The organism is Streptomyces oceani (genome assembly GCF_001751245.1).
Classification (GTDB): domain Bacteria; phylum Actinomycetota; class Actinomycetes; order Streptomycetales; family Streptomycetaceae; genus Streptomyces; species Streptomyces oceani.
Map to the genome: position 1 here is coordinate 1 of NZ_LJGU01000092.1, position 20,547 is coordinate 20,547.

The 20,547-nt window shown below is 70.6% G+C and carries 17 protein-coding genes and 3 pseudogenes; 10 read left to right on the forward strand and 10 right to left on the reverse strand.

Features of this window, described 5'->3' with window-relative positions:
• The 3 genes and pseudogenes from AN216_RS01375 to AN216_RS01385 all read left to right on the forward strand — a co-directional run.
• Nucleotides 1-472 (forward strand): annotated as a pseudogene (locus tag AN216_RS01375) (cell division protein FtsZ); the annotation flags it as partial.
• Nucleotides 473-486: 14 nt separating this feature from the next.
• Nucleotides 487-4,005 (forward strand): annotated as a pseudogene (locus AN216_RS01380) (multifunctional oxoglutarate decarboxylase/oxoglutarate dehydrogenase thiamine pyrophosphate-binding subunit/dihydrolipoyllysine-residue succinyltransferase subunit); the annotation flags it as partial.
• A 121-nt stretch (nt 4,006-4,126) separates the two neighbouring features.
• Complete coding sequence (locus AN216_RS01385; RefSeq protein WP_070194726.1) at nt 4,127-5,089, forward strand: zinc-binding dehydrogenase; 963 nt, start codon at nt 4,127-4,129, stop codon at nt 5,087-5,089.
• A 271-nt stretch (nt 5,090-5,360) separates the two neighbouring features.
• On the opposite strand, the gene AN216_RS01390 is transcribed toward AN216_RS01385, so the two are convergent.
• The 3 genes from AN216_RS01390 to AN216_RS01400 form a co-directional block, all read right to left on the reverse strand.
• Nucleotides 5,361-6,320, reverse strand: coding sequence for a PadR family transcriptional regulator (locus AN216_RS01390; RefSeq protein ID WP_070194713.1), 960 nt, complete (start codon nt 6,318-6,320; stop codon nt 5,361-5,363).
• Nucleotide 6,321: 1 nt separating this feature from the next.
• Nucleotides 6,322-7,200 carry a DUF4097 family beta strand repeat-containing protein gene (locus AN216_RS01395; protein WP_070194714.1) on the reverse strand — a complete coding sequence of 293 codons (879 nt, stop codon included), beginning with the start codon at nt 7,198-7,200 and terminating at the stop codon, nt 6,322-6,324.
• A gap of 275 nt (nt 7,201-7,475) precedes the next feature.
• Complete coding sequence (locus AN216_RS01400; RefSeq protein ID WP_070194715.1) at nt 7,476-7,664, reverse strand: DUF6104 family protein; 189 nt, start codon at nt 7,662-7,664, stop codon at nt 7,476-7,478.
• A 380-nt stretch (nt 7,665-8,044) separates the two neighbouring features.
• Here AN216_RS01400 and AN216_RS01405 point away from each other — a divergent pair, with 380 nt between their 5' ends.
• Nucleotides 8,045-9,241 carry an NAD(P)-dependent malic enzyme gene (locus tag AN216_RS01405; protein ID WP_070194716.1) on the forward strand — a complete coding sequence of 399 codons (1,197 nt, stop codon included), beginning with the start codon at nt 8,045-8,047 and terminating at the stop codon, nt 9,239-9,241.
• Nucleotides 9,242-9,439: 198 nt separating this feature from the next.
• Here the strand turns inward: AN216_RS01405 and AN216_RS01410 are convergent, their stop codons facing one another.
• A complete protein-coding gene (locus AN216_RS01410) occupies nt 9,440-10,228 on the reverse strand; it encodes a class I SAM-dependent methyltransferase (RefSeq protein ID WP_070194717.1) in 789 nt (262 codons plus the stop codon).
• Between the two features lie 106 nt (nt 10,229-10,334).
• On the opposite strand from AN216_RS01410, the gene AN216_RS01415 reads away from it, so the two are divergent.
• Nucleotides 10,335-10,958, forward strand: a complete 624-nt coding sequence (locus AN216_RS01415; RefSeq protein ID WP_070194718.1) for a CGNR zinc finger domain-containing protein — start codon at nt 10,335-10,337, stop codon at nt 10,956-10,958.
• Here the strand turns inward: AN216_RS01415 and sodX are convergent.
• On the reverse strand, nt 10,868-11,314 hold the full coding sequence (sodX, locus tag AN216_RS01420) for a nickel-type superoxide dismutase maturation protease (protein ID WP_070194719.1): 447 nt from the start codon (nt 11,312-11,314) through the stop codon (nt 10,868-10,870). The genes AN216_RS01415 and sodX overlap by 91 nt on opposite strands.
• Nucleotides 11,315-11,455: 141 nt before the next feature.
• Here sodX and sodN point away from each other — a divergent pair, with 141 nt between their 5' ends.
• Complete coding sequence (gene sodN / locus AN216_RS01425) at nt 11,456-11,851, forward strand: superoxide dismutase, Ni (protein WP_070194720.1); 396 nt, start codon at nt 11,456-11,458, stop codon at nt 11,849-11,851.
• A gap of 258 nt (nt 11,852-12,109) precedes the next feature.
• Here the strand turns inward: sodN and AN216_RS01430 are convergent, their stop codons facing one another.
• Nucleotides 12,110-13,093 carry a LysR family transcriptional regulator gene (locus AN216_RS01430; RefSeq protein ID WP_070194727.1) on the reverse strand — a complete coding sequence of 328 codons (984 nt, stop codon included), beginning with the start codon at nt 13,091-13,093 and terminating at the stop codon, nt 12,110-12,112.
• 272 nt (nt 13,094-13,365) lie between these two features.
• Between AN216_RS01430 and snpA the strand changes: the two genes are divergently transcribed.
• Nucleotides 13,366-14,037 carry a snapalysin gene (gene snpA, locus AN216_RS01435; protein WP_070194721.1) on the forward strand — a complete coding sequence of 224 codons (672 nt, stop codon included), beginning with the start codon at nt 13,366-13,368 and terminating at the stop codon, nt 14,035-14,037.
• Nucleotides 14,038-14,307: 270 nt separating this feature from the next.
• Here snpA and AN216_RS01440 read toward each other — a convergent pair whose 3' ends face one another.
• Together AN216_RS01440 and AN216_RS01445 are read right to left on the reverse strand one after the other, a co-directional pair.
• Nucleotides 14,308-15,480 (reverse strand): 50S ribosomal protein L11 methyltransferase, encoded by a 1,173-nt coding sequence (locus tag AN216_RS01440; RefSeq protein ID WP_070194722.1) that lies wholly within the window; start codon nt 15,478-15,480, stop codon nt 14,308-14,310.
• 110 nt (nt 15,481-15,590) lie between these two features.
• Nucleotides 15,591-16,529, reverse strand: coding sequence for an EamA family transporter (locus tag AN216_RS01445; protein WP_170842991.1), 939 nt, complete (start codon nt 16,527-16,529; stop codon nt 15,591-15,593).
• 69 nt (nt 16,530-16,598) lie between these two features.
• Between AN216_RS01445 and AN216_RS01450 the strand changes: the two genes are divergently transcribed.
• Nucleotides 16,599-17,486, forward strand: a complete 888-nt coding sequence (locus AN216_RS01450; protein ID WP_070194723.1) for a LysR family transcriptional regulator — start codon at nt 16,599-16,601, stop codon at nt 17,484-17,486.
• A gap of 71 nt (nt 17,487-17,557) precedes the next feature.
• Entirely contained in the window at nt 17,558-17,788 is a 231-nt protein-coding gene (locus AN216_RS01455) for a hypothetical protein (protein WP_070194724.1), read from the forward strand.
• Between the two features lie 143 nt (nt 17,789-17,931).
• On the opposite strand, the gene AN216_RS01460 is transcribed toward AN216_RS01455, so the two are convergent.
• The gene (locus tag AN216_RS01460; protein ID WP_079166117.1) at nt 17,932-18,522 is read right to left on the reverse strand and encodes an NUDIX hydrolase; all 591 of its coding nucleotides are present in this window, start codon (nt 18,520-18,522) and stop codon (nt 17,932-17,934) included.
• A 49-nt stretch (nt 18,523-18,571) separates the two neighbouring features.
• On the reverse strand, nt 18,572-19,927 hold the full coding sequence (locus AN216_RS01465; protein ID WP_070194725.1) for an NsdA family TPR-like regulatory protein: 1,356 nt from the start codon (nt 19,925-19,927) through the stop codon (nt 18,572-18,574).
• Nucleotides 19,928-20,179: 252 nt separating this feature from the next.
• Here AN216_RS01465 and AN216_RS29540 point away from each other — a divergent pair.
• Nucleotides 20,180-20,547: pseudogene (locus tag AN216_RS29540) on the forward strand (hypothetical protein); the annotation flags it as partial.

Genomic DNA, 20,547 nt, shown 5'->3' on the forward strand with positions numbered 1-20,547 from the left:
ACTCACCCGCGGTCTCGGCGCGGGTGCCAACCCGGATGTCGGCCGTAAGGCCGCCGAGGACCACCGCGAGGAGATCGAGGAGGTCCTCAAGGGGGCCGACATGGTCTTCGTCACGGCGGGCGAGGGCGGCGGTACGGGCACGGGGGGCGCCCCCGTGGTCGCGAACATCGCACGTTCGCTCGGCGCCCTGACGATCGGCGTCGTCACCCGTCCGTTCACCTTCGAGGGCCGTCGGAGGGCCAACCAGGCCGAAGACGGCATCGCGGGGCTGCGGGACGAGGTGGACACCCTCATCGTCATCCCCAACGACCGGCTGCTCTCCATCTCGGACCGTCAGGTGAGCGTGCTCGACGCGTTCAAGTCCGCGGACCAGGTCTTGCTGTCCGGCGTGCAGGGCATCACCGATCTCATCACCACCCCCGGTCTGATCAACCTCGACTTCGCGGACGTCAAGTCCGTGATGTCCGAGGCGGGNGTCAGTCGGCCGCGGCAGCCCCAGCCGCTCCCACCGCGGCTGCCCCGGCTCCCGCTCAGCCGGCAGCTCCCGCCGCCCAGCCGGCCGCGCCCAAGCCGGCCGCCGCGCAACCCGCCAAGTCCGCGAAGCCCGCCGAGCAGGCCGCGCCGGAGCAGGCGGAGGGGCCCGAGCATGTCGCGCTGCGCGGTCCCGCGGCCGCTGTCGCGAAGAACATGAACGCCTCGCTGGAGCTGCCCACCGCGACCTCCGTACGCGCGATCCCGGTCAAGCTCCTGGTTGACAACCGCATCGTCATCAACAATCACCTGAAGCGTGCCCGCGGCGGCAAGGTGTCCTTCACGCACCTCATCGGCTACGCCATGGTCCAGGCCCTCAAGGCCATGCCCGCGATGAACCACGCGTACACCGAGAAGGACGGCAAGCCCACCCTGGTCAAGCCGGAGCACGTGAATCTCGGGCTGGCCATCGACCTGGTGAAGCCGAACGGCGACCGGCAGCTGGTGGTCGCGGCCATCAAGAAGGCCGAGACGCTGACCTTCTTCGAGTTCTGGCAGGCGTACGAGGACATCGTGCGCCGGGCGCGGCACAACAAGCTGACCATGGAGGACTTCTCCGGCGTCACCGCGTCGCTCACCAACCCCGGCGGGATCGGCACCGTCCACTCGGTACCGCGCCTCATGCCGGGCCAGGGACTGATCGTGGGCGTCGGCGCGATGGAGTACCCGGCGGAGTTCCAGGGCACCTCGCAGGACACCCTGCACCGGCTTGGCGTCTCCAAGGTGATGACGCTGACCAGCACCTACGACCACCGGGTCATCCAGGGCGCCGCCTCCGGCGAGTTCCTGCGGGTCATGCACCAGCTGCTGCTCGGCGAGGACGGCTTCTACGACGAGATCTTCAAGGCGCTGCGCATCCCGTACGAGCCGGTCCGCTGGCTCAAGGACATCGACGTCTCGCACGACGACGACGTCACCAAGGCCGCCCGCGTCTTCGACCTCATCCACTCCTACCGGGTGCGTGGCCACGTGATGGCTGACACGGACCCGCTGGAGTACAAGCAGCGCAAGCACCCGGACCTGGACATCAACGAGCACGGGCTGACGCTGTGGGACCTGGAGCGGGAGTTCGCCGTCGGCGGCTTCGCCGGCCTCTCCCGGGCCAAGCTGCGGGACATCCTCGGGGTGCTGCGGGATTCGTACTGCCGGACCACCGGCATCGAGTACATGCACATCCAGAGCCCCAAGGAACGCAAGTGGATCCAGGACCGGGTCGAGCGGGCCCACGCCTCCCCGGAGCGTGAGGAGCAGCTGCGCATCCTGCGGCGGCTCAACGCCGCGGAGGCGTTCGAGACCTTCCTGCAGACGAAGTACGTCGGGCAGAAGCGCTTCTCGCTCGAGGGCGGGGAGTCCGTGATCCCGCTGCTGGACGCGGTGATCGACGCGGCGGCCGAGTCCCGGCTGGACGAGGCCGTGGTGGGCATGGCACACCGGGGCCGGCTGAACGTGCTGGCGAACATCGTGGGCAAGCCGTACGCCCAGATCTTCCGCGAGTTCGAGGGCAACCTGGACCCGAGGTCCATGCACGGCTCCGGCGACGTGAAGTACCACCTGGGCAACGAGGGCCTGTTCACCGGCCTGGACGGCGAGCAGATCAAGGTTTCACTGACCGCGAACCCCTCCCACCTGGAGGCCGTTGACCCGGTCGTGGAGGGTGTGGCCCGGGCCAAGCAGGACATCATCGGGAAGGGCGGTACGGACTTCACCGTGCTGCCGATCCAGGTGCACGGTGACGCGGCGTTCGCCGGTCAGGGCGTGGTGGCCGAGACCCTGAACATGTCGCAACTGCGCGGCTACCGCTGCGGCGGCACCGTGCACATCGTGATCAACAACCAGGTCGGCTACACGGCTGCCCCGGAGTCCGCCCGTTCGTCGATGTACTGCACCGACGTGGCACGGATGATCGAGGCGCCGATCTTCCATGTGAACGGCGACGACCCGGAGGCCGTGGTCCGGGTGGCCCGGCTGGCCTTCGAGTACCGGCAGGCGTTCAACAAGGACGTCGTCATCGATCTCATCTGCTACCGCCGCCGCGGGCACAACGAGATGGACAACCCGCACTTCACCCAGCCGATGATGTACAGCCTCATCGACAAGAAGCGCTCGGTGCGCAAGCTCTACACCGAGTCGCTGATCGGTCGGGGCGACATCACCATGGAAGAAGCCGAGCAGGCGCTGCAGGACTTCCAGGGGCAGTTGGAGAAGGTCTTCACGGAGGTACGGGACGCCACCGACGAGCCGGAGGCACTGCTGGTGCCGCAGCCGGCCGCGGAGTTCCCGGTACACGTGGACACCGGCGTCAGCCAGGAGGTCATCAAGCGGATCGCCGAGTCGCAGGTCAACATCCCCGAGCGGATCAAGGTACACGCCCGGCTGAAGCCGCAGCTGCAGCGTCGCGCGGCGCAGGTCGAGGACGGCACCATCGACTGGGCGACCGGCGAACTGATGGCCTTCGGTTCGCTGCTGATGGAGGGCACTCCGGTACGCCTGGCTGGCCAGGACTCCCGGCGTGGGACGTTCGGGCAGCGGCACGCCGTACTGGTGGACGGTGACACCGGCGACGACTACACGCCGCTGCTCTACCTCTCCGAGGGCCAGGCGCGGTTCAACGCGTACGACTCGCTGCTGAGCGAGTACGCCGCCATGGGCTTCGAGTACGGCTACTCGCTGGCCCGGCCCGAGGCGCTGGTGATGTGGGAGGCGCAGTTCGGGGACTTCGTGAACGGCGCGCAGACCGTCGTGGACGAGTTCATCAGCTCCGCCGAGCAGAAGTGGAACCAGACCTCCGGCGTGACCCTCCTGCTGCCCCACGGGTACGAGGGTCAGGGTCCGGACCACTCCTCGGCCCGTATCGAGCGCTTCCTCCAGCTGTGCGCACAGGACAGCATGACGGTCGCGATGCCGACCCTGCCCTCGAACTACTTCCACCTGCTGCGCTGGCAGGTGCACAACCCGCACCACAAGCCACTGATCGTCTTCACCCCGAAGTCGATGCTGCGGCTCAAGGAAGCCACCTCCACGATGGAGGAGTTCACCTCCGGCGGCTTCCGGCCCGTGATCGGTGACGCCTCGGTCGACCCGGCTCACGTGCGAAAGGTCGTGTTCTGTTCCGGCAAGGTCTACTACGACCTGGAGGCCGAGCGGCAGCAGCGTGGTCTCACGGACACCGCCATCATCCGTCTGGAGCGGCTGTACCCGCTGCCCGGGGACGAGATCCAGACCGAGATGGCGCGGTACCGCGGCGCGGAGAAGTTCGTGTGGGCCCAGGAGGAGCCGGCCAACCAGGGCGCCTGGCCGTTCATCGCCCTGAACCTGGTCGACCACCTGGACCTGATCATCGGTTCCGAGCCGGTGCCGAATGCCGACCGGCTGCGACGGGTCTCCCGTCCCTCGTCCTCCTCGCCCGCTGTCGGCTCCGGCAAGCGGCACGCGGAGGAACAGCGTCAGCTCATCAGCGAGGTCTTCGACCTCTGACGCGGACTGGCCCGGGCCCAGCGCCCGGGCCTGCCTCGTGGCACGAGCGGCCGGGTGATGTGTGTCGCTTCGCGGGGCGGGGGCTGGTTGGCCTCCGCCCCGCGAAGCTAGCGTGTGGATCATGTTTGCTGCCTACGCCGCGCGTATCGATCCGAACCAGCCGCTGAACGGGCTTGAGTTGGGGGACCGGCCGGAGCCGGTCACGCCGCCTGGATGGACCACCGTGAACGTCAAGGCGGCGTCGCTCAACCACCATGACCTGTGGTCCCTGCGTGGGGTCGGGCTGGGTGAGGAGACGCTGCCCATGATCCTCGGATGCGACGCGGCGGGGGTGGACGCCGACGGCAACGAGGTGGTTCTGCACTCCGTCGTGGGCCAGACCGGACATGGGGTGGACGCTCGCGAGAAGCCGTCCATTCTCACCGAGAAGTACCAGGGCACCTTCGCCGAACGGGTCGCGGTGCCCCAGTGGAACGTCCTGCCCAAGCCGAAGGAACTCTCCTTCGAGGACGCCGCGTGCCTGCCGACCGCCTGGTTGACCGCGTACCGGATGTTGTTCACCCGAGCGGGAGTACGGCCCGGTGACTCCGTACTCGTGCAGGGCGCGGGTGGCGGCGTCGCTACGGCGGCGATCGTGCTCGGCGCCGCGGCCGGGCTACGGATCTTCGCGACCAGCCGGGACGAGGGCAAGCGTCGCCGGGCTCTGGAACTCGGCGCCGAGGGAGTGTTCGAGAGTGGCGCCCGACTACCGCAGCGAGTGGATGCCGTGCTGGAGACGGTGGGCGCAGCCACCTGGTCGCACTCGATCAAGTCCCTCAAGCCGGGCGGCACCCTGGTCATCTCCGGGGCGACCAGCGGCCCCAACCCGCCTGCCACCGAGCTGAATCGGGTGTTCTTCCTCGAACTGCGGGTCCTCGGCTCGACCATGGGTAGCAAGGAGGAACTGGCTGGCTTGTTGAACTTCTGTGCTGCCAAGGGCCTGCGGCCGGTCATCGACTCCACGCTGCCCCTGGACCGGGCTCGGGAAGGCTTCGAGAAGATGGCTGGTGGTGACCTCTTCGGGAAGATCGTACTGACGCTCTGACCGGGTGATCCGGACCTCCCGGCGGCCCGGATTGGTCCGGGCCGCCGGGAGGTCCGTGTCCGGGCGGTCGGGGCGTGACGCAGCAGCCAGTGCGGCGGTGATGCGGCCTCAAGAGCACCGGTGTCGTGGGCTCCTCGGCGTCCGCGAGCACACACCTGGCTGGCTCCGAGCCGAGCGACGTTGCTGAACCAGCCCGGGCCTGGGGCTCGGGTCGGCCCGCCCCCGGCCGCTCCGGGCTTCGTATCGCGCCAGGTCCCCGGCCCTGTCAGACTCAGTCAGTGTCCGGCACCCGCAGGAGCACGCCGATGTGGGCGGCGGCCGTGGACAGGTGACGGCGGATTTCGGGGAGTTGTTCCTCGGAGACCCCACTGTCCCGTGCCGCGTCACGCATGTCGTCCCGGAACCGGTCCAGGAGGCGTTCCAGGTCGCGTGCTGGATCGCCCGACGACTGCGCTCCCCCGCCGGTTGCGCCGTACCCGTCGTCCGGTTGCTCGTCGTACGCGGGCTCCCCGGCTGGTTCAGGCCTGGTGTACGGCGGCCAGCCAGTCGTGTGCGAGGGGATTCGGCCAAGGTCACCGACGTGACGGGCGAGTTCCGAGAAGCCATGCTGCACGGTCCCCTGCCAACTACTGGCACTGGTCTGTGTGAGCATCTGCTCCTGTACTTCCCGAGCGATTCGCCCGATCTCCTGGGCGGCCTCGATATGTGCCTCCCGCTCCTTCCTGTTCTGGCGTTCGGCCTGCCATTCCTGACGGCTGTCATGCGGACTCTGCTCGCCAGCCGTATGGTCGGCGGCCGTCTGCCGGCCGTCCCGCTTCCCGGTACGGTCCCGCTTCCCAGCTGTGCCGGAGCGATGCGCCTGCTCCTTCATCTCCAGCCGCAACGCGTGCGCGGAGCCGCTCACGTCCGCCCGGATATCGGAGGCGAGCGAGGCCAACGAATCCCGGATCTCCCGCTCCAGATCGGTCAACTCGTCCTGGCGCCCGGCGAGTTCCTCGCGGCCACGGTCCGTGATGGAGTAGACCTTGCGGCCCCCCTCGGTGGCATGGGTGACCAGTCCCTCCTCTTCCAGCTTCGCGAGCCGCGGATAGACGGTGCCGGCCGAGGGGGCGTACAACCCCTGGAAGCGCTCCTCCAACAGCCTGATGACCTCATAGCCGTGCCGTGGCGCCTCCTTGAGCAACTTCAGGAGGTACAGGCGGAGTCGGCCGTGACCGAAGACCGGGGGCACCTCAGACACCACCCGCGGCGGTGGTGGCACCGGTCGCCGGCACATCGCCCAGGCCCACCCCGGCTCCCGCCCGCGCCGGCCGACACAGCAACGCTATGGCCCCGGAAACCGACGTGGCCCGCAGCGATCCCCCACCCGACCCGAGGACTCCGGTCGCCTCCCCCACTCCGGGCTTCCGCCGCACCGAGACCTCGTCAAAGGCGCTGGACAACGAACCACTGGTGGTTCTGACCCGCACTCTGGCATCGGCCGATCGGGGCACCCGGAGCGCGACCTCGCCAGAGACTGTCGAAAGATCCACGCCCGTCTCCGCACGCGGCTCCAGGTCCAGCACCATGGAGCCACTCACTGATTCGGCCGTGACAGCCGAGGCACCACCCTCGACAACCGTGAGATCACCGGACACCAAGCTGGCTGACAGCTCCCCCCGGAGTCCCTGGGTCTCCACCGAGCCGGAGACGGTATCGGCCCAGGTGTGGCCCGCCAGACCCACCAGCGTGCTGCTTCCGCAGACGCTCCGGGTGTGGACGCTGCCATGCGTGCCGGAGATCATCACGCTGGCTCCGACCACACCCACCCGCAGCTTCGTCGCCCGCGGCACGGAGACCGAGACGACCGCCGTGTGATGCCGAAACCGACGACCGAGCCACCGCAGGAAGCCCCGCCCGGGTAGGTCGTCATAGGCCACCACGAGCTTCGTCCCCGTGCGGGAGAGGCGCAGTGGCGGACCGCTCAGCTCACTGACCTCGATACGCACAGTCGGCTGATCCGTGCCCACGACGTTCACCGCGCCGTTCACCAAGCGCACGTCCAGCTCGCCGACGGGGTCTTCGACCTCCAGCGTCCGCGGCTGCGGAATCTCCCAGGAACAGTCCGGCACGGCAGGCTCCCCACATGACGTACGACGGCTATCGCGTCCTTCCCCGAACACGATATGTCGCGATACCCAAAGAGGGCAAGGGCATGTCGCGAGTACGCGGAACCCGACCCGGTCGACCAGTCGGCCATTCGGCCGGTCCGCCGAAGCCGCCTCCCAGCGTCACTCGCCGGCCCGTGAGCCCGCCGCCCGTCACATCCCGCGGTCTCCGTCGATCGATCGGGCCCCGACTCCGGTGTCCTCGATCGACTGCGCATCGTCATTCGGCGGCGGGATCGTCACTCGGTGTCGTCATCGGTATCGTCGTCGAGCCGCGCCATCCAGGTGGCCAGCCGCTCCACCGGGACTTCGAACTCCGGGTTCAGATCGACGAACGTACGCAGCTGTTCTGCCAGCCATCCGAGGGTGACCTCCTCGTCTCCACGACGCGTCTCCAGTTCCTCGATGCCGCGATCGGTGAAGTACAAGGGGCCCTCCAGAGCTGTGCGTACGGGTACGACTTCAGGGTATGCGCGATCACAGGAGCCCTCGCACACGCGCTGGACGGGGCCGAATCCATGGATTTCCCGGGATTTCGCGGCCAACTCGCGCTGTTTTGTCGGGAGTTGCCAGGTCTGGCGCCTGCCGGTGTGACCCATGCCGCTCGTCTGAGCGTCCGGCATCCGGTAGAAAGGTCAGTTACACCCCTCACCCGGGGACCCAGGGCACGTGTGCGGCGTGCCCGACGTTCGTCACTCCCGCGGGGCAGCGGACCACCGTCGCCCCGGCTGCGGACGTGGTGCCCGCCCGCTCCGCACACCCAGGAGCGGCAACCCTCGACCAGAATCACACACAAGGGGTCCAATCAGTGTCAGCGGAGATCGTCAACCCAACGGACGGACTGGACGACGACGTGATCGACCCGGCATTCGCCCTGCACCGTGGCGGAAAGATGGCCGTGCGGGCCACCGTGCCGGTGCGGGACGCCGACGACCTGTCCCTGGCCTACACGCCGGGCGTGGCGAAGGTGTGCAGCGCGATCGCCGAACAACCCGAGCTGGTGCACGACTACACCTGGACATCGCAGGTCGTCGCCGTGGTGACGGACGGCAGCGCGGTGCTGGGTCTGGGCGACATCGGCCCGGCCGCTTCCCTCCCGGTGATGGAGGGCAAGGCGATCCTCTTCAAGCAGTTCGGCGGTGTGGACGCCGTGCCCCTCGCGCTCGACTGCCGTGAGGTGGACGAACTCGTGGAGACCGTGGCGCGGCTCGCGCCGTCGTTCGGCGGTATCAATCTGGAGGACATCTCCGCGCCCCGTTGCTTCGAGATCGAGCAACGACTCAAGGAGCGCCTGGACATCCCCGTCTTCCACGACGACCAACACGGCACCGCCATCGTCACGCTGGCCGCCCTGCGGAACGCCGCGCGGCTGCGCGGACGCCAGCTCGGCGCCCTCCGTGCGGTGATCTCCGGAGCCGGTGCGGCCGGGGTGGCCATCGCCAGAATCCTGGTGGAGGCGGGGATCGGCGATGTGGCGGTCTGCGACCGCAAGGGCGTCGTGTCCGAGGACCGCGGCGACCTCACCCCCGTCAAGCGGGAGTTGGCCGGCTTCACCAACAAGGCGGGGCGCACCGGTTCGCTGGAGTCCGCGATGACCGGCGCGGACGTGTTCATCGGGGTGAGTGGAGGCACGGTCGCGGACGAGGCGGTGGCCGGCATGGCGCCGGACCCCTTCGTCTTCGCCATGGCCAACCCGAACCCCGAGGTGCATCCGGACGTGGCCGCTAGGACCGCCTCGGTGGTCGCCACCGGGCGCAGCGACTATCCGAACCAGATCAACAACGTCCTCGCTTTCCCAGGTGTCTTCGCGGGCGCCCTGCAGGTGCGGGCCACGGAGATCACCGAGGGGATGAAGCTGGCCGCCGCGGAAGCGCTGGCCGCCGTCGTCGCCGATGAACTCGACGCCGACCGGGTGATCCCCTCGCCCTTCGACGAGCGGGTGGCGCCCGCGGTCACCAGCGCGGTCGCCGCCGCGGCCCGGGCCGAAGGCGTGGCCCGGCGGTAGGGCGCGGGCCGCCGGCGGGCGTCCCACCGGGGCGCCCCGAGGAGCGGAACTGGTGCGGGTACCAGGTGTCGCACCGCGGCGCGCGCGAGCGTACGCACGTCCCCCGTGGAGGCGTACGTCCGCGCGAGCCGGGCCGGGCCACCGGTCGCGCGCGCCCCGCTCCGTCCTTGTCGTCCTTGTCGTCCTTGCCCCGTCCGCTCAGCGCAGTCCCAGCACCAGCCCGTCCTGCGGCGCGCACCACACCGTACGCGCCTCCGCGAAGCCGAGGTCCCGCAGCGTACGCGCGTGCCATTCGGCGGACTGCACCTCGCCGTCCGCGTGGTCCCCCGCGACCGGGTCGCCCAGCGTGCGGAACCGCTCCGCGGCCGGGCCGGCCAGCCGCTCGTCCCGTGTCACCTCCTGCCACCAGCCGGCCCAGTCCAGTTCACCGGCCGATCTGGCCCGCTCGCGGCGCTCCCGGTCGAAGAGGTGCGCCGCGGCGTTGATGCGCGGGGTGGACTCGTCCGGCATGTGGTCGGCGTTCATCAGGACGCCGCCCTCGCGTACGACATCGGCCAGCTGTCCGTAGAGCGTGCGTAGCGGTTCGGTCTGCAGCCAGTGCAGCGCGGTGGCGGTCAGCACCGCGTCGTAGGACGCGTGCGGCAGGAGCCCCGGCCACCCTGGGTCGGTGAGGTCCGCGGTGACGAAGCGGGCACGTGGTTCGTCCGCGAAGTATCCGCGCGCGATGGTCAGCAGCGCGGGGTCCAGGTCGACTCCCACCGTCTCGGCCCTGGGGAAGCGTTCCAGTACGCGCTGCGTGATGCTGCCCGTCCCGCACGCCAGGTCCAGCACCCGTGGCTCTCGTCCGACCAGCGCCTCGACCATGTCCAGCATGACCCGGAAGCGCTCCTCGCGGTCGGGCAGGTACCACCCTTGCTGACGGTCCCAGCTGTCCTGCCAGCTCCCCCAGTCCCGCTGGCCGGGTCGTGCGGCGTTCTCGGTCGTCATGACTTCTTCTCCGTCTCTCGTACGTCCTGCGCGCGGCCGAGCCGTAATACCCTGAAGGCATTCGTATCTATTACCAACTCTAGAAGAGCGATCGTAAGGATCACAAGTGGAGCTGAGCCATTACTCAAATTTCGCCGTGGAGCTGGTTAACACGGAGGAACCGGAGCGCGGCACCGACACGCTCACCTCCGTGGCCTCCGTACGCACGCTCTGCGGCCCCAACCTGCAGTTCGCGCGGCGGGCCACGGACGCGGACGTGCCCCGCCTGCGGACGGTACGAACCAGACTGCGGGCCGTCTTCGCCGCCGCCACGGAGGGAGACGAGGTACTGGCTGTGGACCTGCTGAACGCGCTGCTGATGGACTTCCCCATCAGTCCGCAGGTCGCCGGGCACGACTATCTCGACGGCGAGGGCCGACCACGTTGGCACATGCACCTGGCGGACCACGCCGCCACCACCACGGCCGGCCTCGCCGCAGCGGCCTGCATGGGGCTCGCGTTCCACCTCACCACGCTGGGCGTGGACCGCCTCGGCATCTGCCAGTCGGCCCCATGCCGCAACGCCTACCTGGACACGTCCACGAACCGGTCCCGCCGCTACTGCTCGGACCGGTGCGCGACACGCGCGAACGTGGCCGCCTACCGTGCCCGCAAACGCCAGGCGAACGGCACCAGTGGCCGTACGGCCGACACCACCCAACCCAGCACCGACGAGACGGACGAGGGCTGAACTCCGCGCGGCGAACGCAGCCGCAGGCATGCCCGGGCCACCAGCAGTTCGTGCGGCACCACGCCGAACTCGCGGCTGTCGTTCCGTACGTCAGGATTGTCACCCCGCACCCACCAGCCGGTGGCACGACGCTCCACGGCCCGCTTCACGATCAGCAGGTCGTGCTGGAAGGGATGCCGCATCACGATGACATCCCCGCGTCGTACCGGCGCGCCGTACCTCAGCACCAGTTGGTCCCCGGGGCGCAGGGTGGGCAGCATCGACGGGTTGTACACCTCGGCCAGGCCGATCCGACCCAGCACTCCGCTGCCCCGCTGTTCCCGGCCGTGTGCACGACCACGTGCCCGTTCCGGCATCTGTCCGCCTCCGGTCCGATCCGACACCCGTCCAGAGTCGCACCGGACTTTTGTCCTAAGCACCTCGGGGCAGGCGAGAAATCACTTCCCGCACGGAGTAATCTCGCACGTGAGAAGACGATCACGAGGAAGGACAGCTGCATGCTTTCCCGCCTGTTCGCCCCCAAGGTGACGGTCAGCGCCCATTGTGACCTGCCTTGCGGTGTGTACGACCCCGCCCAGGCCCGCATCGAGGCCGAGTCTGTCAAGGCCGTGCAGGAGAAGTACCAGGCCAACGACGACCCGCACTTCCGTACCCGCGCCACAGTCATCAAGGAGGAGCGCGCGGAACTCGCCAAGCACCACGTCTCGGTGCTGTGGAGCGACTACTTCAAGCCTCCGCACTTCGAGAAGTACCCGGAGCTGCACCGGCTGGTGAACGACACGCTGAAGGCGCTGAGTGCCGCCAAGGGGTCCACCGACCCCGCCACTGGTGAGAAGGCGCTGGAGTACATCGCCCAGATCGACAAGATCTTCTGGGAGACCAAGAAGGGCTGAGCCTCGCTCAACCCTTGTGACCTGCGGTGTTCTTGACCGTACGGTCGATCGTTCCGCACCCGGTCCGCAACCGTCGAACTCGGTGGCTGCCGGACCGGGTGCGGTCTTTCTCTCCGCCAGCCGTGTCGCCGACCCGGTCGACCGCCACACTCGACAGCTCAGCTTCCGGCCCACGCCCATGCACGCGCGCAACCGGGGACCTCGCGGCCGGTTCCGCCCGTTCCGGTGCCAACCCGGGGCTGCGGCGAGCCGCCGGCGTCACGCGGGCTGGGTGGCGGCGTACGAGCGCAGCAGCGGGCTGTCGTGGTGCAGCAGCCATCTGCGGTACGCGGTGCTGGTCCACGCCACTTCCTGGTAGGAGGCCTCCAGGTCGGCGAAGATCGCGTCCAGTTCGGCATCGGCCCCCGCACCGGCTGCCGCGCCGTCCACCCGCGTGGCGAGCGACAGCCGCACCGTCAACGGGTCGCCCTGCAGTGGCCGGATGACCATCCCGGGTCGTGGCCGTGAGGTGGGCTGACACGGGCTCACCACCTCGCCGGCCGCGACCAGGTCCGCGCCGGTGAGGTAGTCGCCGTGCAGCACCCGGGGGTTGAGCCCCGCCTCCGCGAACACGCGCCGCAGCCCCGCCCATTCGCCGTCCGCGCTCGGATCGACCATCCACCGCTCAGTCGCGAGGTCGCCCAGCACCACCTTCTCCTTGGCCGCCGCGGGGTGGTCCGCGGGCAGCGCGACGAACTGCGGTTCGCGCGGGACGAGCACCCGCTGCCGTACGCCCTCCGGCACGTGGAGCGGACAGCCGGCCACCTCGTGTACGAAGGCGACGTCCAACTGGCCCTCGGCGACCATGCGCAGCAGGATGTTCGGTGAGACGTCGATCCGGATCGTGATGTCCGTGTCCGGCAGCCGTGCGTGCAGCCGGTGCAACCACCCCGGCACGGCGCGGTTGCCGGTGCTGCCGATGCGTAGCCGGGAGCCGCCGGCGCGGTCGAGCGCGTCCTCCCGCGCCTCGGTGAGCAGCGCGGTCATCTCCGCGATGATCGGTCGTGCCCGGCTCAGCACCGAGGAGCCCAGCGCGGTCGGTCGACTGCCCGTACGCTCACGGGTGAACAGCCGCCCGCCGACGGCCCGTTCGATACGCCCCAGCTGGGTGGTCAGGGACGGTTGGCTCACTCCCAGTTGCCGGGCGGCTCTTCGGACGCTGCCCGTGTCGGCTATGGCGCACAACGCACGCAGATGCCTCACCTCGAGCTCCACGCGGGGAGCATAGCGGCGAGCATGTTCACGACACCAGAGTCCCGGCAACGGCTTACGGGGCCCGGATGTCCGGCGGTGGGCCGCGCCGCCACACCCGTACGGGCCGGGGCGATAACTCCGGGCTATCGGCTGTTGACATCATCCGCACGCCCTGCCGCGTCACGGACACTCTGCGGGACCGCATGTGCATCCGGGGCACGTGGGCGTCCGCCCCACCGGGACGACGCTCGTACTGCCCACGGACGACCAGGAGGACCCCCATGAGACACACCAAGACGGCACTGTCCGGCGTGCTCGGCCTCGGCCTCGCCGCGAGCCTCGCGGCGGTTCCGGCCGCGGCCACCAGCTCCGCCTCGCCCGCCGAGTCGGACGCCGCCATCGCCGCGTACACCCCCGGCAGCGCGGAGGACCAGGCGAACACCCGGGCCTTCTTCGAGGCCGTCATGAAGTCCGTGCAGGAGAAGCAGGCGGCCGAGCCCGGTATCCAGGCCGTCACCGTCACCTACGACGCGAGCGGCGCCCCGACGTTCGCGCAGGAGATAGCGAACAGCACGCAGATCTGGAACAGCTCGGTCGACAACGTGACCCTGCAAGAGGGCAGCGGCGGCGACTTCGAGTACCGCGAGGGCAACGACCCGCGTGGCTCGTACGCTTCCACCGACGGGCACGGCAACGGCTACATCTTCCTGGACTACGCGCAGAACCAGGAGTACGACTCCACCCGGGTCACGACGCACGAGACGGGGCACGTCCTCGGCCTGCCCGACAACTACTCCGGCCCCTGTAGCGAGCTGATGTCCGGCGGCGGCCCCGGCCCGTCCTGCACCAACGCGCAGCCCAACGCCCAGGAGGCCGCCCGGGTCGAGCAGCTCTGGGCGAACGGGCTGAAGGACCTGGAACTGGCCAAGGCCGCCTTCGTCAAGGCGCACTGAGCGCGAGGGCGCGCCGATCGCCCGGGACCGTACGGACCGAGCGCCGGCGCGCGCAACCCGAGCGCCGGCTCGTACGGGACCAGCTGACCGCGGTCGTACGCTGACCGCACGCCACGCGCCGGCCGTCCGACCTCCATGCTGCCGGGGCGGGCGGCCGGCGTCCGCGGGTACGGCAGTACGGCGGATGCGACGGGTACGGCGTGACGGCGGGTACGGCGTAACGGCGGATACGGCGGTACGACGCGTGCCGCGCCGGCGCGCGGCCCGGACTCACACCGCGGCGGCCAGCCGCCACAGCGAGGTCACCTCGGCCGCCCGCGCCGCGTGCAGCGGGTCGTCCGGATCGGCGGCACGCGGGTGCCGTGGCCGCCGGTCACCGCGGCCGAGCACCCGCAGTCCGGCCGTACGTATCCAGTGCTCCAGCTCGCCCCGTTCCCGCAGTTCCAGGCGCTCCGCCAGATCGGAGAGGATCAGCCAGCCCTCCCCGCCGGGCGCGAGGTGAGCGGTCAGACCGGAGAGGAACCCGCGCACCATCCGGCTGCCCGGGTCGTACACGGCACGCTCCAGGGGCGAGGTCGGCTTGGCCGGCAGCCACGGAGGATTGCACACCACCAGCGGGGCCCGGCCCGGAGGGAAGAGATCCGCTCGCGTGACAGTGATCCGGTCCGCCATGCCCAGCCGCTCGGCGTTCTCCGCTGCGCAGGCGAGCGCCCGGGGGTCGCTGTCCGTGGCCAGTACCCGACGCACCCCGCGGCGTGCCAGCACCGCGGCGAGCACCCCGGTGCCGGTGCCGACGTCGTAGGCGAGTTCCGTCCCACCAGCCGGCAGTGGCTCCTCGGCCACCAGGTCGACGTACTCGCCACGGACCGGGGAGAAGACCCCGTAGGAGGGATGGATGCGCTCGCCGCCCAGGGCGGGTACCGGCACGCCGTTGCGCTGCCACTCCCACGCGCCCAGCAGGCCGAGCAGTTCCCTCAGGGACAGCACGGAGGGCTCGCCGTCCGCCGGCCCGAGAGCCGCCGCGCAGGCGTCCGCCACCTCGGGCGCGCGCCGCAGCGGCAGGGCGTACCCACCGTCGAGCTCGACCAGCAGCATGCCGAGGATACGGGCGCGCTGTGCCTGGCGCGCGCGGTGGCGGTGGAAGTCCGCCTGGGGCTCCGCGGCCGGCTCCGTACCGGAGGAAGTCCGCGCGCGGGCCCGCGGTCTGCGTGCCTTGCGGTCCACCCGGGCGCCCAGGGCGGTCAGCAGTTGCCGGGCGTTCTGGTAGTCACCGCGCCAGAGCAGCGCCGTACCCTCACAGACCAGCTTGTACGCGGCGTCCGCGCGCATCCGGTCATCCGCGGCCAGGACCCGTCCCGGCGGTTTGGCTCCGCTCTCCGAACGCCAACGTGCCCAACGGTCCGTCCCGTCCTCGACCCAGTGCAGCGTACGGCGTTCTCCCACCCGTCCACCCTATCCAGCCGCCCGGGCCGCCCGGGCCGCCCACGGGTCGGACGCCGCGCCACGGGAGCCAGGAGCCGGGCCGCAGAGTGACCAGGCCCCTCGAAACGGGCCTAAGGTGCCACCTCCGCCGCCGGCTGCCGACCCGGCGTCGTACGGACCGCCCCCACGCTCGCGACGATCACCAGCGCCACCGCCAACAGCTCCACGGGCCCAAGCCGCTGCCGCAGTACGAGGAACCCGGCGGCGGTGGCGGCCACCGGCATCAGGCTCATCAGCACCGCGAAGGTGGCCTTGGGCAACCTTCGCAGCGCCAGCAGGTCCAGCGTGTACGGCAGCCCCGAGGAAAGCACCGCGACGGCCGCCCCCAGCGCCAGGATCCTCGGGTCCAGCAGCGCGTCGCCGGCGCTGACCAGGCCCGCCGGAAGGCTCAGCAGACCAGCCACACCCATCGCCAGGGCGAGCCCGTCCGCCTTCGGGAAGCGGGCGCCCACGCGTGCGTTCAACACGATGTAGGCCGCCCAGGTGGCGCCGGCGGCGAGGGCGAAGCCGACGCCCAGGAAGTCGAGCTCCTCGAATCCGCTGCTGCCGAGCAGGTACACGCCGGCCAGGGCCAGCCCGGCCCAGAGGAAACTGAGCGCGCGACGCGCCGAGATCACCGAGAGGACCAGCGGCCCCAGCAGCTCCAGGGTCACCGCGGGGCCGAGCGGGATGCGGTTGATGGCCTGGTAGAAGAGGCTGTTCATGCCGCCGAGCGCCACCCCGAGCCCGACCGCGGCCGCCCAGTCCCCACGCGGATGGCCACGCAGCCGTGGTCGGCACAGGGCAAGCATGATGATCGCCGCGAAGACCAGCCGCATGGCGACCGTGCCCAGCGCGCCCGCCACCGGGAAGAGCAGGGCCGCGACCGCCGCGCCGAACTGCAGGGACAACGCGCTCGCGCAGACCAGCCCCACGGCACCCGCGCGGCCCGCGCCGCTCGTGGCGCCCGCGCCGCCGTCGGTGGCGGGAGCACTCGGGTCGGACTGCGCCTGTCCTGCCGTACGGTCCATGCGCTCACGCTAGAAGGCGCACGCGGTCCGGGTGAAATGCCGCACGGAGGCCGGTTATGCTCGGCACGCATGACCGTGGAGCTCCGTCACCTGCGTGCCTTCCTCACCATCGCGCGGGAGGGCAGCGTCACGCATGCCGCGGCCGTGCTGCGGCTGACTCAGCCGACGCTCTCCCGCCGGCTGGCCCAGCTGGAGGAGCACCTGGGTGTACGACTGGTGGACCGCTCCACCCATCACCTCGAACTGACCCCGGAAGGACGCGCGTTCGAGCCGAGGGTGGCCGCGGCCCTGACTGCCGTCGACGAGGCCCTGGACCCCTCGCACGCGGAGGGCCGACCGCTGCGGCTGGGCCACGCCTGGTCCGCGCTGGGCGAGTGGACCACTCCGCTGCTCCGGCACTGGCACCGGCGACACCCCCGCACACCACTCGAGTTGCTGCGCTACGACGAACGCACGGCGGGACTGGCGCAGGGCCGGGTGGACGTCGCGGTGGTACGCGGCACGCTGCCAGAGGAGGCCGGCCAGTGGCGTACCCGCTGGCTGTGGGACGAACCCCGGGTCGCGGCCGTACCGGCGGACGGCGCACTGGCTGACAGGCCGGAGACACTGACCCTCACCGATCTGGCCGGCGAGACGATCGCGCTGAACACGGTCGCGGGCGTGACCACGCTCGAGCTGTGGCCGCCGGACATCCGCCCGCCGGCCGCGGCGACCGTCCTGGTACGGAACACCGACGACTGGCTGGCCACCATCGCCGCCGGCCGGGCCGTCGGAGCCTCCACCAGCGCCACCGCGGCACTGCACGCGCATCCCGAGGTGGTGTACCGGCCGTTGGCCGGCACCGAGGACGTGCCGGTGCTGCTCGTACGGCCGCTGACGGACAGCCATCCGGCGGTCCCGGCCCTGGTCGCCCTGATCGGGGAACTGTTGGCCGGGCCTCCGCCGGGAACCGGGTGATCACCGCATACGTTGGGGCAGCAGGGGCAGGTACTCAACCGCTCGCACATCAGCGATCGCAGGAGGTAGTCATGGCAGGGTTTCTCGACAGGGCCAAGGAGCAGGCACAGCGCGGGCTTTCCCAGGGCAAGGAGAAGGTCGAGGAACACCAGGCCCAGCGCACGGGCCAGGATCTCGTACGCAAGCTCGGTGCGGCCTACTACGCCCAGCAGCGCGGCTCCGGCTCCGAGGCTCAGGTGCAGCAGGCACTCGCCGCTGTGGAGCAGCACGTCGCCCAGCACGGCGACAGCGCACTGCGCTGACCGAAGGCTCGTCACAGGCGGACGCTCCGCGCACGGACGCTCCGCGGACGGGTTCTCCGAAGAGGGGTCCACGTGACGGGTGGCCGGTGTACGCCGGCCACCCGTCCGTGAGCGGTCCGTCAGGTTGTACCCGCGTCGGGGCGTCAGCTCGAGTCGGGCGACGTTCCTCCGTCGGAGGGGCTGGGGGGCGCGCTTCCGCCGGGCGCGTGCAGCCGTAGCTGATGGAGCATGAGGAGGGCCGCCGCCGAGTTCGCCGCGGGCACCTCACCACCCGCGATCAGGCCCGGCACCTCCCGCAACGGCACCCACTCACGCTTGTCCGACTCGTAGTCGTCCTGTGGATGCCCGACGAAGACAGCGCTCTCCGCCCAGAAGACATGGTGCCGCGCGTCACTCAGCCCGTTGGACGGTTCGACCGTCATCAGCGTGCGCAGCGGGCCGGGCTGCCAGCCGGTCTCCTCCAGCATCTCGCGCGCCGCCGCCTCGGCGAGTCCCTCCCCGTCCTCGACGACACCCGCCGCCAGCTCCCAGCCCCAGCTGTCGGTGATGAAGCGGTGGCGCCACAGCAGCAGCGCCTCGTCCTGTTCGTTGACCGCGGTGGCCATCGCCACCGGGCGCATCCGGATCAGGTAGTGGTCCAGTCGCCGGCCGTCGGGTAGTTCGACATCCGCCAGGTTCACCCGCAGCCACTGGTTCTCGTACACAGTGTGTTCACCCAGGTTCTTCCATCGCACGTATGTGCCCCCTTCCCCGCGGAGGTTGGGCACATCCAGCATGCGGCTCTCAGAGCGGTACGCGCAGTGCCGCGTCGATCAACTCCGCCGCGTCGGCGGTCGTACGGCCCGGGTGGCGGGCCAGATGATCACGCACCGCACGCATCCGGCCCCGCAGCCGTTGTGATTCGATGCCACGCGCCTCACCGACCATCTCGGCCGCGGTCGCAGCCGCCCGTTCGGCCTCTCCGCTGCGCAACTCGACATCGATCAGGGTCGCGAGGCGGTTGACCCGCCCGCGCACATGGGCGGGCGCCCGCGCCGCCCGCTCGGCGTACCGGCCGGCCGCCTCCAGGTCACCGAGTACCAGCAGCGCCTCGGCCAACCGCACCTCGACCAGGCCCGGTTGTACATACCCCGTCTCCGCCGGCTCCTCCTCCGGACGTATCCGGGCGGAGGACGCCTCGGCCAGCCGCATACAGCGATGTGCCTGGTCCCGGTCACCCAGCCGTGCGTACGCCTTGGCCTGCATCCCGTACAGGTCCGTGGCCAGGGCGGGGCTCAGCAGCGGTCCCTCCGTGCGCAGCACCGCCTCGGTGCAGGCGATGGCGTGCTGGTTGTCGCCGAGGAACAACGCCTGGTTCACCAGCAACGCCACCGCGTACCCGCCGAACACCCGGTCGCCGGAGGCCTTCGCGAGCCGCAGCGCCTGGTGGAAGTAGCGCTGCGCCAGACCCTGCGAGTCGGCGTCGTACGCGCAGATCCCGCACACCGCCACCAACGAGCCGGCCCAGCGGAACAAACGCCGGCCGGTCCGGTCGTCGTAGCTCCCGCGCAGCAGGGGCGTCACCTCGCCGGTCAGGAAGCCCACGACACGCGGCCGGGTCGCGACACCGCCCGCGTTGCGGTACAGGTGCTCGTAGTGCCCGCGGGCGGCATGGAGCATCGCCACCTCGGTGTCCGTGACAGCCACCGCGCCCCGGTGCGAGACGTCGACGTCATCCGGCGGGTTCTCCCACTCCCATACGGGGGCGACGGAGGCGCCCCCGGTGAGCAGCGGCGGCCCCGGCGCCTCTCCGTGCAACCGGTCCGAGCGCCACAGCATCGCGGCCCGCTCCACGAACCGGCGCAGGCCGCCCGCATCGCCTCCCGTACGGCCGGCGGGCCCGGTTGGCGCTCCTGCCGCGCCCATGCCGATGTCCTCCAGGGTCAACGTCCGGGCGAGCCGGTCCCCGAGGATCTGACAGATCAGCTCGGGCACCCGGCCACGCGGACGTTGGCCCTTGAGCCAGCGCGCGACGGCGGTGTGGTCGTAACGCAGTGTGGTATCGGATTCGCCGGCCATCCGGTTGATCCGGGACGCCAACCCGGCCCGGGACATCGCCGACTGATCGAGTAACGCCTCGAGTTGACGGTTCGGCTCCATAGCCGCCCTCCGGTCCTTCAGCTCGTGTTTCGCAGAGCGACAGCACATCCGCGCACACGGGGTGTGCGCCCGGCACGATCAGCCAGCCGGGTCACATGCTCCTCATAGCAGGCTACTTGGAGTTTGCTGAATGTACCCCTCCGTAGAGGAGAAGAACTACGGAGAGCGACTGAAGCACCGATCGCAGGAGGAAGCGAAGCACCATGAACGACCCCATCCGACTACGACGCACGCCACGGGCGGTGGCTCCGTATGCCGTCCGCTAGACGCGCTCCGGCGCCCAACCCGACACTGCGTGCGCTGCTGGCCGAAACCGGCTGGACCCAGGCCGCCTTCGCCCTGGCGATCCGCCGGGTGGCCGGCGAGGCCGGCGTCCCAATGCGGTACGACCGCGCCTCCGTCGCGCACTGGTTGCGCGGCAGCCGTCCGCGGCCGGCCGTACAACGCTTCATGGCGGAGGCGTTGAGCCGGCGGCTCGCCCGTCCGGTCACCGTCCCGGAGCTGGGCATGGGCGGCAGCGGCGGGCCGGGTCGCCCCGCGCCGGGTCACTCGCCGAGCGAGCCGCGCCCGCCGGTCGAGGGGCTGCCGGTGGACGCGCCTGGGCGCCCGCTGGACTCCCT

What these genes read in the sequence shown, in the direction of transcription:
- AN216_RS01385 (WP_070194726.1), top strand. Translation starts at nt 4,127, where the DNA reads ATGTTTGCTGCCTACGCCGCGCGTATCGATCCGAACCAGCCGCTGAAC.
- AN216_RS01410 (WP_070194717.1), bottom strand. Translation starts at nt 10,228, where the DNA reads ATGACGACCGAGAACGCCGCACGACCCGGCCAGCGGGACTGGGGGAGC.
- sodX (WP_070194719.1), bottom strand. Translation starts at nt 11,314, where the DNA reads ATGCCGGAACGGGCACGTGGTCGTGCACACGGCCGGGAACAGCGGGGC.
- sodN (WP_070194720.1), top strand. Translation starts at nt 11,456, where the DNA reads ATGCTTTCCCGCCTGTTCGCCCCCAAGGTGACGGTCAGCGCCCATTGT.
- snpA (WP_070194721.1), top strand. Translation starts at nt 13,366, where the DNA reads ATGAGACACACCAAGACGGCACTGTCCGGCGTGCTCGGCCTCGGCCTC.
- AN216_RS01445 (WP_170842991.1), bottom strand. Translation starts at nt 16,529, where the DNA reads ATGGACCGTACGGCAGGACAGGCGCAGTCCGACCCGAGTGCTCCCGCC.
- AN216_RS01450 (WP_070194723.1), top strand. Translation starts at nt 16,599, where the DNA reads ATGACCGTGGAGCTCCGTCACCTGCGTGCCTTCCTCACCATCGCGCGG.
- AN216_RS01455 (WP_070194724.1), top strand. Translation starts at nt 17,558, where the DNA reads ATGGCAGGGTTTCTCGACAGGGCCAAGGAGCAGGCACAGCGCGGGCTT.
- AN216_RS01465 (WP_070194725.1), bottom strand. Translation starts at nt 19,927, where the DNA reads ATGGAGCCGAACCGTCAACTCGAGGCGTTACTCGATCAGTCGGCGATG.